This window comes from Pseudonocardia sp. ZF1, assembly GCF_056835605.1.
Map to the genome: position 1 here is coordinate 10,579 of NZ_JAJNBY010000002.1, position 15,528 is coordinate 26,106.

Sequence of the window (15,528 nt, forward strand, 5' to 3'; positions counted from 1 at the left end):
CCGTCGTGGCAGACCAGCCTGGACACCCGCGCCGGCAGCCACGTTACGAGCAGACCACGCAAGCGGGTCAGGTCTCTATCAGCGGTCGTTGGCACCCTCCGGCCACAGTGACAACACCCCCCAGATCATCAACGACAGGGGCAACAAGTCATGCCGTGGCCGGTGGCCTGCAAGCCCTCACCGGGCTTGATCAAGAAGGTAACGGGGCGCTCACGACGCCCCCAGGTCCCGGTCGATCAGGGCGAACAGCTCGTCGTCGGTGGCCTCGGCCACACCGGCCGGGTCCACCGGGGACGTCGTGGCGGCCGGTGCGGCCGCGGGGACCGGTCCGCCGAGGTCGGCCAGCATCCGCCGCAGCCGGTCGGCGACGGCGGCGCCCGCGGCCCCGTCCCGGGCGATGCGGTCCAGCCGGCGCGCGATCCCGTCGAGCTCGGCGAGCTCGGGCGGGTCCGCCGGGGCTCCCGGGGTGGCCGGGGCCGCGGTGGCGGCGGGCAGCTCGCCGTCGAGGAACGCGGCGAGGGCCTGCGGGGTGGGGTGGTCGAACATCAGCGTGACCGGGAGCCGCAGCCCGGTGGCGGCCCCGAGGCGGTTGCGCAGCTCGACCGCGGTGAGCGAGTCGAAGCCGAGGTCGAGCAGGCCCCGGCGGGGCTCGATCTCCTCCGGGTCGGGCACCGCCAGCACGCCCGCCGCCGTCGTGCGCACCAGGTCGAGCAGCGCCGCCGTGCGGGCGTCGCCGGACAGCCCGGCGAGCCGCTCCCGGGCGTCCGGTGCGGCGGGTACCGCCGGACCGGCGGGCGCGGTGCGGGCGGGCGGTGCGGGGGCCAGCCCGCGCAGGGCCGCCGGGAGCCGCCCGGCCGCCGCGGCGGCCCGCAGGGCCGCCGGGTCGGTGCCGATCGGGGCCAGCAGGGCCTCGCCGGATCCGGTGCTGGGGCGGGCGAGGGCCGCGTCGAGCTGGGCGAGCGCGGCGGCGGCCGGCATCGGGGCCAGCCCGCTCCCGGCGACGCGTGCCCGCCCGGCGCGGTCGAGGGCGTCGGTCATGGTGCTGCGGTCGGACCAGACCCCCCAGGCCAGCGACCGGGCGGGCACCCCGCCGGCGCGCAGCCGCTGGGCGAGCGCGTCGAGCGCGGCGTTCGCCGCGGCGTACGGGGCCTGCCCCGCGCCGCCGAGGGTGCCGGAGATCGAGGACCAGAGCACGAACGCGCGCAGGTCCGGGCCCGCGGTCCGCTCGGCGAGGGCGAGCGCGCCGCCGAGCTTGGGGGCCAGGACCCGGGCCAGCCGGTCGGCGTCCTGGGCGTGGACGACCCCGTCGTCCAGCACCCCCGCGGTGTGCAGGACGGCGACGACCGGGTGCGCGGGCGGGACGCCGGCCAGTGCGGCGTCCAGCGCGGCCGGGTCGGTGACGTCGCAGGCCCGCACGTCGACGGCGGCCCCGGCCGCGGTGAGCTCGTCGCGCAGCGCCGCGACACCGGGGGCGTCCGCGCCGCGGCGCCCGAGCAGCAGCAGCCGGCGCGCTCCGTGCCGGAGCACCGCGTGCCGGGCGGCGAGGCCGCCCAGACTGCCGGTGGCACCGGTGACCACGACGGTGCCCCGTGCCCACCCGTCGCCGTCGCCGGGGGGTGCGGGCGCGAGCGGGACGAGCCGCGGGACGAGCACCCGCCCGCCGCGGACGGCGAGCTGCGGTTCGCCGGACGCGGCGGCGACCGGCAGCGCGGCGGGTCCGTCGGGGTCCTCGCCCGCCAGGTCGACGACGGCGAACCGGCCGGGGTTCTCGGTGGCGGCGGAGCGGACCAGGCCCGCGACGGCCGCGGCGCCGGTCCCGGGCGGGACCTCGCCGTCGGCGGTGACGGCGGCGTCGCGGGTGAGGACCAGGGTCCGGGTGCCGGCCAGCCGGGGGTCGGCCAGCACCTGCTGCACCAGCGCCAGCGCGGCGGCGAGGGCGGCGTGCGTGCCGGCCTCGCCGGCGGTGTCACCGGGCGGGACGGGTGCGCCCAGCACCAGCACGTCCGGCGCCGGGCCGGTGCCCGCGCGCAGCGCGGCGAGGTCGGCGTGGCGCTCGAGGGCGCCCGCCGGCAGCGCCGCGTCCACCGCGGACGTCCCGGCCGGCAGGTCCGGCCCGACGAGCGCCCAGCGCCCGGCCGGCGGCGCGGGGGCGGCGACGGGGTCGGCGGGCACCCAGTCGAGGCGGTGCAGTGCGGTCACCGGCTCCGGGGCGGGCAGGTCGGCCGCGACCGGGCGCAGGACGAGCTCGGCGACGTCGAGGACCGGCGCGCCGTCGGTGTCGGTGAGCCGCACCGCGACGGTGTCGCGGCCGGTCGTGGTGACCCGCACCCGTACCCGGTCGACGCCGGTGCGCCCGGGGCGCACCCCGCCCCAGGAGAACGGCATCAGGCCGCCGTCGAGCCCCTCGAGCCCGCCGAAGGCGAGGGTGTGCAGGGCGGCGTCGGTGAGCGCGGGGTGCAGCAGGTACCGGGCCGCGGCGGTGCGGGCCCGTTCCGGGAGCACCACCTCGGCGACGACGTCGTCGCCGTCGCGCCAGGCGGCGTGCAGCCCGCGGAACTCCGGGCCGTAGTCGAACCCGCTGTCGGCGAGCAGCTCGTACAGGCCCTCCACCGGGAGCGGCTCGGCACCGGCCGGCGGCCGGGTCACCGCCCCGGCGGGCACGTCCGGGGTGGACGCGGGGGCGAGCGTCCCGGCGGCGTGGCGGTGCCACGGGCCGTCACCGGTCCGGCTGTGCACGGCGACCGCCCGGCGGCCGTCGACGTCCGGGGCGGCCACGGCGACCTGCACGGCGACGACGCCGGTCAGCACCAGCGGGGCGGCGATGGTGAGCTCCTCCACCACCGGTGCACCGGTGCGGGCACCGGCGTGCAGGGCCAGCTCCAGGAACCCGGTGCCGGGGAACAGCACCGACCCGGCGACCGCGTGCCCGGCCAGCCAGGGGTGGTCGGCGGTCGACAGCCTGCCGGTGAAGACGGTGCCGCCGTCGGTGCCGGCGAGGGCGACCTCGGCGGCGAGCAGCGGGTGCCCGGCCTCCTCCTGGCCGGCGGCGGCGACGCCGGGACCGTCGCCGACGGCGTCGAGCCAGTAGCGGCGGCGCCGGAACGCGTAGGTGGGCAGCCGGACCGGGCGGGTGGGCACGGGCAGGTCGAACGCGACCGGCGCGCCCGCCGTCCACAGCGTCCCGAACGCGGCGAGCGCGGCCTCGGGTTCGGCCACCCCGGGTCGCAGGACCGGGACGAGCAGGGTGTCGTCGTCGCGCAGGCAGTCGCGGCTCATGGCGCTGAGCACGCCGCCCGGCCCGACCTCCACCAGCGCGCCGGCGCCGGTGGCCTCGACCGCGCGCACGGCGTCCTGCCAGCGGACGGGCGCGACGACCTGGCGCACCCAGTAGTCGGCTCCCAGCTCGTCGTCGGCGACCGGCCGACCGGTCACCGAGGACACGAACGCCGTCCGGGGCCGGTGGTGGGTCAGGCCGGCGGCGACGGCGCGCAGGTCCTCCAGCACCGGTTCCATCAGCGGCGAGTGGAACGCGTGGCTCACGGTGAGCGCGCGGGTCCGCAGCCCCGCGGCCGCGCAGGTCCGCGCGGCCCGCTCGATCGCCTCGGAGGTCCCGGAGAGCACCGTGGACGCGGGCCCGTTGACCGCCGCGACGGCCGGGGCCGGCGGGTGGTCGCCGAGCAGCGCGGTGACCTCGGCCTCGCCGGCCCGCACCGAGAGCATCGCGCCGCCGACGGGCAGCGCGTCCATCAGCCGGGCCCGGGCCGCGACCAGCGCGGCGGCGTCGGCGAGCGGGAGCACGCCCGCGACGTGCGCGGCCGCGATCTCCCCGACCGAGTGCCCGGCGACGGCGACCGGTTCGACGCCGCGGGCGCGGACCGCGGCGGCGGTGGCGACCTCGAGCGCGAACAGCGCCGGCTGGGTGTACCCGGTCCGGTCGAGCAGCGCCGCGTCCGGGGTGTCCCCGGCGGCGAACAGCACCGGGCGCAGCGGCCGGTCCAGGTGCGGGTCGAGGTGCGCGCAGGCCTCGTCGAGCGCGTCGGCGAACGCGTCGTCGGTCGCGTACAGGCCGCGACCGGTGCCGGCGCGCTGCGCACCCTGGCCGGTGAACAGCAGCGCCGACCGCAGGCCGGGGCGCACCGCACCGGTGACGACGTGCGGGTCGGGCCGGGCCGTCGCGAGCGCGGCCAGCGCCGCGCGCGCCTGCGCGGGGTCGGTGGCGACGACGACGGCGCGGTCGTCGTGGTGCACCCGGCCGGCCAGGGCGGCCGCGACGTCGGCGGTGCCCGGACCGTCCGGGTCGCCGGGGTCGCCCAGGACGTCGAGCACGGCACCGGCCTGTCCCGGCAGTGCGCGCGGGCCGCGGGCGGAGAGCAGCCACGGCACCGGCGCCGCCCCGGCCGGCCGGGGGCCGGCCGCGGGCCCGGCCCCGGTGGCGCCGGTGGCGCCGCCCGCCGCGTCCTCCGGTGCCTCGCCGAGCATGACGTGGGCGTTCGTGCCGCTGACCCCGAACGAGGACACCCCGGCGATGCGGGGCCGGGGCCCCGGCTCCCAGGGGCGGGCCGCGGTCAGCAGCTCCAGCTCGCCGCCGCTCCAGTCGATGTGCGGGGAGGCCTGCTCGGCGTGCAGGGTGCGCGGCAGCGTCGCGTGCTGCAGGGCGAGCACCATCTTGATCACCCCGGCGATGCCGGAGGCCGCCTGGGTGTGGCCGAGGTTGGACTTGAGCGCGCCCAGAGCCACCGGCCCGTGCGGCCGGGGACCGGCGAAGACCGCCTGCAGCGCGCCCGCCTCGATCGGGTCGCCCAGCGGGGTGCCGGTGCCGTGCGCCTCGACCGCGTCGACGTCGGCCGGGGCGAGACCCGCGTCGGCGAGCGCCGCCCGCACGACCCGCTGCTGCGCCGGGCCGCTGGGTGCGGTCAGCCCGTTGGAGGCGCCGTCGGAGTTCACCGCGGTGCCGTGGACCACGGCGAGCACCGGGTGCCCCAGCCGGCGGGCGACCGACAGCGGCTCCAGCAGCACCGTGCCGACGCCCTCGGCCCAGCCGGCGCCCGCGGCGTCGGCGGAGAAGGCCCGGCAGCGGCCGTCCGCGGACACCGCGCGCTGCCGGCTGAACTCGATGAAGCTGTCCAGGGTGGACATGACCACCGCGCCGCCGGCGAGGGCGCGCTCGCACTCGCCGGTGCGCAGCGCCCGTACGGCGGTGTGCAGCGCGACCAGCGACGACGAACAGGCCGTGTCGACGGTGAGGGCCGGGCCCTCCCAGCCGAAGGTGTAGGCGATCCGCCCGGAGACCACGCTGCTGGCGCTGCCCAGGGCGAGGTGCCCCTCGACGTCGGGACCCGGGCGCCGGACCCGCGAGCCGTAGTCGTTGTAGCTGGTCCCGACGTAGACCCCGGTGCGGGTGCCGCGCAGCGCACCCGGGTCGATCCCGGCCCGTTCGCAGGACTCCCAGGCCGTCTCCAGCAGCAGCCGCTGCTGCGGGTCCATGGTCAGCGCCTCGCGGGGGGAGATGCCGAAGAAGGCGGGGTCGAAGTCGGCGGCGTCGTGCAGGAAGCCGCCCCCGGTCGAGTAGAACGTGCCCGGCGTATCCGGGTCCGGGTCGTGCCGTCCCGCCACGTCCCACCCCCGGTCGGTGGGGAACTCGCCGACCGCGTCGACTCCGTCGGCGAGCAGCGTCCAGAGCTGCTCGGGGGTCTGCACGCCGCCGGGCAGCCGGCAGGCCATGCCGATGATCGCGATCGGCTCGGCGGTGACCGCGGGTGCGGCGGCCGCGGGGGTGTCGGGGGTCGCGTGCTCGTCGGCGGGTGCGAGGCGGCCGTGCAGGTGCCCGGCGAGGTCGTCGACGGTCGGGTGGTCGAAGACCAGGGTGACCGGCAGGGTGAGGCCGGTGGCCTCGGCGAGCCGGTTGCGCAGGTCGACGGCGGTCAGCGAGTCGAACCCGAGGTCGCGGAACGAGCGTCCCGGGTCGACGCGGGCGCCGTCGCCGAAGCCGAGCGCGGCGGCGACCCGGCCGGTCACGAGCTCGCGCAGCGCGTCCCGGTCGGCCGCGGCCGGGGTCGCGGGCACCGGGTCCGGGCCGGCGGCGGTGCGGGCGCCGGGCAGCCCGGCCAGCAGCGGGGCGTCGCGCAGCGCGGGGGTGGCCGCACGCAGCCGGGTCCAGTCGACGGCGGCGACCGCCCGGCAGTCCTCCCCCGCGCCGACGGCGCCGAGCAGGGCCTCGACGGCCCGGTCGGGGTCCATCGCCCCCATGCCGGCCCGGCGCAGCGCCGCGGCCTGCCCGGGGTCGACCATGCCCGCGCCGTCCCACATGCCCCAGGCCAGCGAGGTCGCCGGGCGGCCCCGGCCGCGCAGCTGCCGGGCCAGGGCGTCGAGCACCGCGTTCGCGGCGGCGTAGGCGGCCTGCCCGGCCCCGCCGACGAGCGCGGCGAAGGAGGAGTAGAGGACGAACGCGTCGAGCTCCCGGTCGGCGGTGAGCTCGGCGAGCAGCCGTGCGGCCAGCACCTTGGGGGCCATGACCCGTTCGGCCCGCTCCGGGGTGAGGTCGCCGATCAGGGCGTCGTCGAGGACGCCCGCGGTGTGCACCACCGCGCGCAGGTCCGGCAGCTGCGCGAGCAGCCCGGTCAGCGCCGCGCGGTCGGTGACGTCGCAGGCCGCGACGGTGACGCGCGCACCGCGGGCACGCAGGTCCGCGGCGAGCGCGGCGGCGCCCGGGGCGTCCGGGCCGCGACGGCCGGCGAGCACGAGGTGCCCGGCACCGAGGTCGGCGAGCCGGCGCGCGAGGTGCCCGGCGAGCCCGCCGGTCCCCCCGGTCACCAGGACCGTGCCGCGCGGCGTCCACGGCGCCGCGACCGGCGCGGGGGCGGGGACGATCCGGCGGCCGTGCGCGCCGCCGGGGCGCAGGGCGACGTCCCGCTCGGTGCCGTCGTGCAGGTGGGCGAGCAGGCGGGACGCGGCGCGCCGGTCCAGGACGGCGGGCAGGTCGACGGCCCCCACGGGCCGGTCCGGGTACTCCGCGGCGGCGATCCGGGCCAGCGCCCGGAAGGCGGCCTGCCCGGGCCGCCCGGGGTGCTCCCCCGGCGCGACGGCGACGGCGTCGCGGGTGGCGAACCACAGCGGCGGCCCGGCGACGGCCGGGCCGGTCGCGCGGAGCAGCCCGGTGGCGGCGTCGAACCCGGGCGGCCGCCCGGTCGCGGACCCGGGGTGGTCCTCGCCGGGGTGGTTCTCGCCGGGGTGGTCGTCGAAGGCGAACAGGGCCAGCACCCCGGCCGCGCCCAGCAGGTCCGGTGCCGCCACGGTGCCGTCCGCCGGCACCCCGAGCTCGGCGACGTCCGCGCCGGCGGCGGAGAGCGCGGCGGCGACCTCGTCGACGACCGCGCGGTCGGTGCGCTCGGACACGGCGAGCAGCCAGCGCCCGGGGCGCGGCCCGGCGGGACGGGCCAGCGGCTCCCAGGTCTCCCGGTACCGCCACCCGTCGACGGCGGCGCGCTCGCACTCGCGGCGCCGCCACCCGGCGAGCGCGGCGACGGCGCCGGGTCCGAGGTCGGCGGCGGGCACGTCCAGGACGCGGGCGAGCGCGCCGGTGTCGGCGGCGTCGACGGCCGCCCACAGCGCCTCCTCGCGGGGGCCTGCGGCACCGGGTGCGGCGGCCGGGCCGGTGGGCGCGAGCCAGTACCGCTCGTCGGCGAAGGGGGAGGTCGGCAGCAGACCCGGCCGGAACGCGGTGGCCGGGACGGCGGGGTGCCCGTCCGGCCGGGGGTCGAGGTCGATCCCGGTCCCGTGCACCCACAGCCGCGCCCAGTTCCCGAGGACGTCGAGCAGCCGGGAGCGGTCGCGGTGCAGGGTGGGGACGGTCAGCAGCTCCCGCCCGGCGGCCTCGGCCGTGCCGGCCAGCGCGGGCAGCAGCACGGGGTGCGGGGCCACCTCGACGACGGCGTCGACCCCGTCGTCGAGCAGGGCGTCGGTGGCGGCGCGCAGCTCCACCGTGGAGCGCAGGTTCCGGACCCAGTAGGCGGCGTCGAGCGGCACCCCCGGGTCGAGCCGGGCTCCGGTCACCGTGGAGTACAGCGGGAGCCGCGGCTCGGTCGGGGTGATCGGGGCGAGGTCGGTGAGCACCGTCGCGGCGACGGCGTCGACGTGCGCGGAGTGCGAGGCGTAGTCGACGGGCACCCGGCGGACGCGGACCTCGTCGTCGGCCTCGAGTTCGGCCTGCAGTGCCGTCACGGCGGCGACGTCGCCGGAGACCACGCAGGACTGCGCGCCGTTCTCGGCGGCGAGCCACAGACCGGGTCGGCCGGCGATGCGCTCGGCGGTGGCGGCCCGGTCCAGACCGACCGACAGCATCGCCCCGGCTCCGGCGATCCCGGCGATCGCGCGGGCGCGCAGGGCCACGACCCGGGCGGCGTCGTCGAGGGTGAGCGCCCCGGCGACGTGCGCGGCGGCGATCTCGCCCTGTGAGTGGCCGACGACGGCGGCGGGCTCGACGCCGTGCGCCCGCCACAGCGCGGTGAGCGCGACCATGACGGCGAACAGTCCGGACTGGACGAGGTCGACCCGCCCGAGCCACCGGTCGTCGTCGCCGGTGAGGGTGGCGACGAGGTCGGTGCCGTCGAGGTACGGGGCGAGGGCGCCGGCGCACCGGTCGAGCTCGGCGGCGAAGTCGGGGCTCTCCCGGTACAGGTCGCGGGCCATCCCGGCCCACTGCGCGCCCTGGCCGGGGTAGACGAACACCGGCCGCCCGGACCCACCGGCGGTCCCGGTGACGAGCCGGGTGTCGCCGCGGCCGGTGGCCAGGGCGTGCAGTCCCCGGCGCAGCCCGGCGAGGTCCTCGCCCAGCACGACGGCGCCGCGGTCGAGCCGGGCCCGGTGGCGGGCCAGCCCGGAGGCGACGGCCGCCGCGGTGGCCGGGGTGTCCGGGGCCGCGTCCAGTGCCCGGGCGAGCCCGGCGGCGGTCCGGGTGAGGCCGTCGGCGTCGCGGGCGGAGAGCACCCACGCCAGCGGGCCGGCCGGCTCCGCCGGAACCGCGTCGCGGGCCGTGCCCGTCGTGTCCGTCGTCGTGTCCGTCGTCGTGTCCGGGGCCTGCTCGACGACCAGGTGGGCGTTCGTGCCGGACACCCCGAAGGACGAGACGCCGGCGCGCCGCGGCCGGTCCGGGCGGGCGGGCCACGGGCGGGCGCGGGTGAGGACCTCGACGCCGTCCCAGTCGACGAGGTCGGTGACCGGCTCGGCATGCAGGGTGGCGGGCAGCTCGGCGTGCTCGAGCGCGAGCACGGTCTTGATCAGGCCGGCGACCCCGGAGGCGGCCTGGGCGTGCCCGATGTTGGACTTGACCGAGCCGAGGTGCAGCGGAGCGCCGGTGCGGCCGGCGCCGTAGACCTCCAGCAGTGCCTGCGCCTCGATCGGGTCGCCGAGGGTGGTGCCGGTGCCGTGCGCCTCGACCGCGTCGACGTCGCCGGGGGCCAGCCCGGCGTCGGCGAGCGCGGCGCGCACGACGTCCTGCTGGGCCGCGCCGCTGGGTGCCGACAGGCCGTTGGAGGCGCCGTCCTGGTTGACCGCGGAGCCGCGCAGCAGGGCGAGCACCGGGTGGCCGAGGGCGCGGGCGCGGGACAGCCGCTCCAGGGCCACGACGCCGGCGCCCTCGCCGAGCACCATCCCGTCCGCGCCGGCGCCGAACGCCTTGCAGCGGCCGTCCTCGGCGAGGCCGCGCTGGCGGGCGAAACCGACCAGCGCGATCGGCGAGGAGATGACCGCGGCGCCGCCGGCGAGCGCGACGGCGCAGTCACCGCGGCGCAGCGCCTGGGCCGCCAGGTGCACCGCGACCAGCGACGACGAGCAGGCGGTGTCGAGGGTGACGGCCGGGCCGCGCAGACCGAGGGTGTAGGCGATCCGGCCGGAGATCACGCTGGTGGACATGCCGGTGACGAGGTGGCCCTGCAGCCCGTCCGGGGCGTCGCGCCAGCCCTCGCCGTAGCCCTGCCACGCGGCGCCCACGTAGACGCCCACGGCGGTGTCGCGCAGCCGGTCGGGTGCGATCCCGGCCCGCTCGAGGGCCTCCCAGCCGACCTCGAGCAGCAGGCGCTGCTGCGGGTCCATCGCACGGGCCTCGCGCGGGGAGATGCCGAAGAAGCCCGGGTCGAAGCGGGTCGCGTCGGTGAGGAAGCCCCCGCGGCGGGTGTAGGTGGTGCCGGTGGTGTCGGGGTCCGGGTCGTAGAGCGCCTCCAGGTCCCAGCCGCGGTCGGTGGGGAACCCGGTGGTGACGTCGCGGCCGTCGCGCACGATCTCCCACAGCCGCTCGGGGGTGTCGGCGTCGCCGGGGTAGCGGCAGCCGAGACCCACGATCGCGATGGGGTCGCGCTCGTCGTCGAGGCGCTTCTGCTCGGCCCGGCGCAGCCGCTCGTTGTCCTTGAGCGAGGCGCGCAGGGCGTCGACGAGCGCGGTGGTGTCGGTGACGGGCTGTGCGGTGGTGTCGACGCTGTCGGCCATGGGTGCTCGGTACCTCTCGCTTCGCTCAGGACGCCGGGCCGTCGAGGGCGAGCCGCAGGAGCGACTCGACGTCCAGGTCGTCGATGTCGGACGCGCCGGCGCCCGGGTCGTCGGTGCCGGGCGCGACGCCCGGGTCGTCGGGCTCGCCGGTGGCGCGCGCCGCGGGGCCGGTGGCCGCCGGGGCGAGCCGGTCGGCCACGTGCGCGGCCAGCGCGGTGACGGTCGGGTGGTCGAACACGGCGGTGACGGGGATCCGCACGCCGGCCGCGGCGGTCAGCCCGCGGCGCAGCGCCATCGCGCCCAGGGAGTCGAGGCCGAGCTCCCGGAACGGCCGGCCGGTCCCGACCTCGGCCGGGTCGTCGAACCCGAGCGCGGCGGCCACCTCGGCCCGGACGACGTCGCGGACCAGGCGGGCGCGCTCGTCGCCGGTCAGGCCGGCCAGCCGCCGGGTGAGTCCGGCGCCGGGGCCGGCCCCGGCGTCGTCGGTGCCCTCGGCCGCGAGCGCGGCGGCGGCCTCGGGCACGGTCGCGATCAGCGGGCTGGGGCGGGCCCCGGTGAACACCGGTGCGAAGCGGGCCCAGTCGACGTCGGCGACCACCTCGACCGGTGCCGGGTCCGTCAGTACCCGCTGCAGGGTGGCCAGCGACCGGGCCGGTGACATGAACGGCACGCCCCGGTCGCGCAGCTGCTGCTCGACCAGGTTCGCTGCCATCCCGCCGTCCTCGGCCGGGTCCCAGATGCCCCAGACGACCGACACCGCGGCCCGGCCGCGGGCCCGCCGGCGGGCGGCCAGCGCGTCGAGGTGGGCGTTGCCGGCGGCGTAGGCGCCGTGGTCGGCGCTGCCCCACACCGCGGAGATCGAGGAGAACAGGACCAGCTCGACCTCCGGGCCGAGGACCGTGTCCAGCGCCTCGGCGCCGGCGATCTTGGCGTGCACGGTGGCCGCGACCGCGGCCGGGCCGGTGGCCGCGACCGGCTCGAGGGTGCCGGCTCCGGCGACGTGGAAGGCCGCGCGCAGCGGTGTGCCGCGGCCGGCGCAGCGGTCGCGCACCGCGGTGAGCGCCGCGCGGTCGGCCGCGTCGCAGGCCTCGACGGTGACGGTGGTGCCCGCGGCCCCGAGCTCGGCGACGAGGTCCCCGACGCCCTCGGCCGCGGCGCCCCGGCGACCGGTCAGCACCAGCTCGCGCACGCCGAGACCGGCCAGCCAGCGCGCGACGCGGCGGCCGATGGCCCCGGTGCCCCCGGTGACCAGCACCGGTCCCGCACCCCACCGCTCGGCGGGGCCGCCGGCCGGCCCGGCCGCGGCGGGTGCGGCGCGGTGCAGCCGGCGGACGCGCAGCCCGCCGGCGCCGACGGCGAGCTGGTCCTCCCCGCCGGTACCGGAGAGCGCCGCGGCCAGCAGCGCCGGGTCCACCGTGGACCCCGGGACGTCCGGGGGCAGGTCGACCAGGCCGCCCCAGCGGCCGGGGTGCTCCAGCGCGACGCACCGGCCGAGTCCCCAGACCGCCGCCTGAGCCGCGTCGGGTCCCGCGGTGAGGGCACCGGCGGGGTCGGCGCCCGGCCCGGCGGCCCCCCGCGTGACCACCCACAACGGGGCCGCGCGGTCGGCGTCGCCCAGGGCCTGGACGGTGGCGACCGTGGCCGCCAGTGCCGGCGGCACCCGCGCCGCGTCGCCGGCCGGGGCGCCACCGGGGACCGCGTCCGGGACCGCCGCGCGGGCGACGGGCGGCAACGGGTGCGGGGCGTCGTCGCGGTGCCCGACCGCGAGCACCGACACGCACCCGCGGGCCGGGTCCGGGTGTGCGCGCAGGGCCGCGGCGACCGCGGCCCGGTCGTGCGCGACACCGGCGAGGTCCACCGCCGTCACGGTCGCGCCGTGCGCCCCCAGGGCGGAGCCGACCTCACCGGCCGCGGCGGCCTGCCCGGGGACGGAGCCGTCGAGGAGCAGCAGCCAGTCGCCGGCGACGTCCGGGGCCGGGGCCGGGGCCGGGTCCCAGCCGACCCGGTAGTGCCAGGGGTCGCCGCCGGTGACGCCGTGCCGCCAGGCCGCGAGCACCGGCAGCAGCTCGGCGACCCCGGGGTGCGCCGCACCCGGGGCGCCCCCGGTGAGCAGGCGGCTCAGCCCGTCGGCGTCGCCGGCCGTCACGAGGTCCCAGAAGGCGGCGTCGTGCCCGGTGGCCGGCGCCGGGGCGGTGGGCTCGGTCAGCCAGTAGCGGGTGCGGGTGAACGGGTAGTGCGGCAGGTCGACGGGCTCGGCCGGGGCGGCGACCGGGGCGCACCAGTCGACGGTGCCGCCGTGCACCCACAGCTCGGCCAGCCCGCCCAGCAGCCGTTCCGGGCCGCCCTCGTCGCGGCGCAGGGTCGCGACGGCCGTGATCTCCCGGCCGGTCGCGTCGGCGGTCTCCTCGATCGCCGGGAGCAGCACCGGGTGCGGGCTGACCTCGACGAACGTGTCGTGGCCCGCGGCGAGGAGCTCGGTGACGACGGCGTCGAGCCGCACGGTGGAGCGCAGGTTCGCGAACCAGTAGCCACCGTCCAGCTCGTCGGCGGCGACCGGGCGTCCGGTGACGGTCGAGTGCATCGGGACCTCGCCCGCGGTGGAGCCGACCGGGGCGAGCGCCTCGGCGAGCTCGGCGCGGACCTCGTCCATCTGCGGGGAGTGCGAGGCGTAGTCGACCGGGACCCGGCGGGCGCGGCGGCCGGCCGCCTCGATCTCGGCGGCGAGCGCGTCGAGGTCGGCCTCCGGACCGGCGACGACGCAGGAGCGGGCGCCGTTCTCCGCGGCCACGGCGAGACCCGGCCGGCCGGCGAGACGGGCGTCGACCTCGGCGCGCGACAGGCCCACCGAGAGCATCCCGCCGCGGCCGGAGACCGCGCGCAGGGCGCGGCTGCGCAGCGCCACGACCCGGGCGGCGTCCGGCAGCGACAGCCGCCCGGCGACGCAGGCGGCGGCGACCTCGCCCTGGGAGTGGCCGACGACGACCGCGGGGACGACACCGCACGCCCGCCAGAGCGCGGCGAGCGAGACCGTGGTCGCGAACAGCACGGGCTGGACGAGGTCGACCCGACCGGTCCAGGCCGGGTCGTCGCCGCGGGCGAGCGCGACGACGTCGGCGTCGAGGTGCGGCGCGAGCGCGGCGGCGCACTCGGCCATGCGGGCGGCGAACACCGGAGAGGTGTCGAGCAGCGCCCGGGCCATCCCCGCCCACTGCGCCCCCTGGCCGGGGAAGACGAACACCGGGGCGCCCGCCCCGGGACGCGGGGTGCCGGTGACCGCCGCCGGGTGGGCGAGGCCGGCGGCCAGGGCGGCCAGCGCGTCCCGCCCGTCCGGGCCGGTGGTGCCCCCGGGTCCCGGGGGTGCGACGACGACGGCGCGGTGCGGCAGCGCGGCCCGCCCGCCGAGCCGGTGCGCCACGGCCGCGGCCGCCGGGGTCGCCGCCGGGGTCGCCGGGCCGTCGGGTGTGGACGGTCCCGGCGCCGGGGCCAGCACGCCGCCCAGCCGGGCGGCCTGGGCGCGCAGGGCCTGCGGGTCGCGGGCCGACAGCGGGAGGGCGACCGGGGCGCCGGTCGCGAACACCGGCTCCCGGGCGGGACCCGGGTCGCCCGCGTCCGGTGCCTGTTCGAGCACGACGTGGGCGTTGGTGCCGCTGGCACCGAAGGCCGACACCGCGGCGCGCCGCGGCCGCCCGGTGTCGGGCCAGTCGCGGGCCGTGTCCAGCAGCCGGACCGTGCCCGCCGACCAGTCCACCTTGTCGGTGGGCGTGCCGGCGTGCAGCGTCGCGGGCAGCCGCCGGTGCCGCAGCGCCAGCACCGTCTTGATGACCCCGCCCACGCCGGCCGCGCTCGCCGCGTGGCCCATGTTGGACTTCAGCGAGCCCAGCCACAGCGGGCGGCGCGGGGACCGGTGGCGGCCGTAGACCTCCAGCAGCGCCCCGGCCTCGATGGGGTCGCCGAGCACGGTGCCGGTGCCGTGCGCCTCGACCGCGTCCACCTCACCGGGGTCGAGCCGCGCGTCGGCCAGCGCCGCCCGGACCACGTCCTGCTGCGCCTCGCCGTTCGGGGCGGTGAGGCCGTTGCTGGCGCCGTCGGAGTTGACCGCGGTGCCGCGGACGACGGCGTGCACCCGGTGGCCGCGCTCGCGGGCGACCGACAGCCGCTCGACGAGCAGCACGCCGACGCCCTCGGCCCAGCCGGTGCCGTCCGCGTCGGCGGAGAAGGCCCGGCAGCGCCCGTCGGGCGACAGCGCACGCTGGCGGCTGAACTCCACGAAGCCCTGCGGGGTGGACATGACGGTGGTGCCGGCGACCACGGCGAGCTCGCACTCGTCGCGCCGCAGCGCCCCGGTCGCGGTGTGCAGCGCGACCAGCGACGACGAGCACATCGTGTCGACGGTCAGGACCGGGCCGCGCAGGCCGAGGGTGTAGGCGACGCGTCCGGCCGAGACCGCACCGGAACGGCCGATCATCGCCTGGCCCTCGACCCCGTCGGGCAGCACGCGCAGGTCCGTGCCGTAGTCGTGGTCGGTGGCGCCGAGGTAGACCCCGGTCCGGGACCCGCGCAGGGTGGTGGGGTCGACGCCGGCGTCCTCGAACGCCTCCCACGCGGTCTCCAGCAGCAGCCGCTGCTGCGGGTCCATCGTGATCGCCTCGCGGGGGGCGATGCCGAAGAACGCGGCGTCGAACCCGGCGACGTCGTCGAGGAAGCCGCCCTCCCGCACGTAGCTGGTGCCGGGGGTGTCGCCGTCCGGGTCGTGCAGGGCCTCCAGGTCCCAGCCGCGGTCGGTCGGGAACGGGCCGACGAGGTCGCGGCCGGCGTCGAGCGCCTCCCACAGCTGCGCGGGAGTGGTGACGCCGCCGGGGAACCGGCAGGCCATGCCGACGATCGCGAGCGGTTCCCCGGCCCGGTCGCGGACCTCCTCCAGGCGCGCGCGGGTGGCCCGCAGGTCGACCGTGGCCCGCCGCAGGTAGTCCCGCAGCCGGTCCTCGGTGCCGGCGGCGTGGTCGGCGGCGTGGTCGGTGTCCTGGCTCATGGGGTGCTGGCTCCTCCGGTCGG

1 protein-coding gene and 1 pseudogene are annotated in these 15,528 nt (G+C 79.6%); both read right to left on the reverse strand.

All coding sequences use genetic code 11. From position 1 onward, the window contains the following. Nucleotides 1–210: 210 nt before the first annotated feature. Nucleotides 211–10,416: pseudogene (locus ZF1_RS27340) on the reverse strand (type I polyketide synthase); the annotation flags it as partial. Nucleotides 10,417–10,501: 85 nt separating this feature from the next. Next, nucleotides 10,502–15,451, reverse strand: coding sequence for a type I polyketide synthase (locus ZF1_RS27345; protein ID WP_482638947.1), 4,950 nt, complete (start codon nucleotides 15,449–15,451; stop codon nucleotides 10,502–10,504). Nucleotides 15,452–15,528 lie beyond the last annotated feature (77 nt).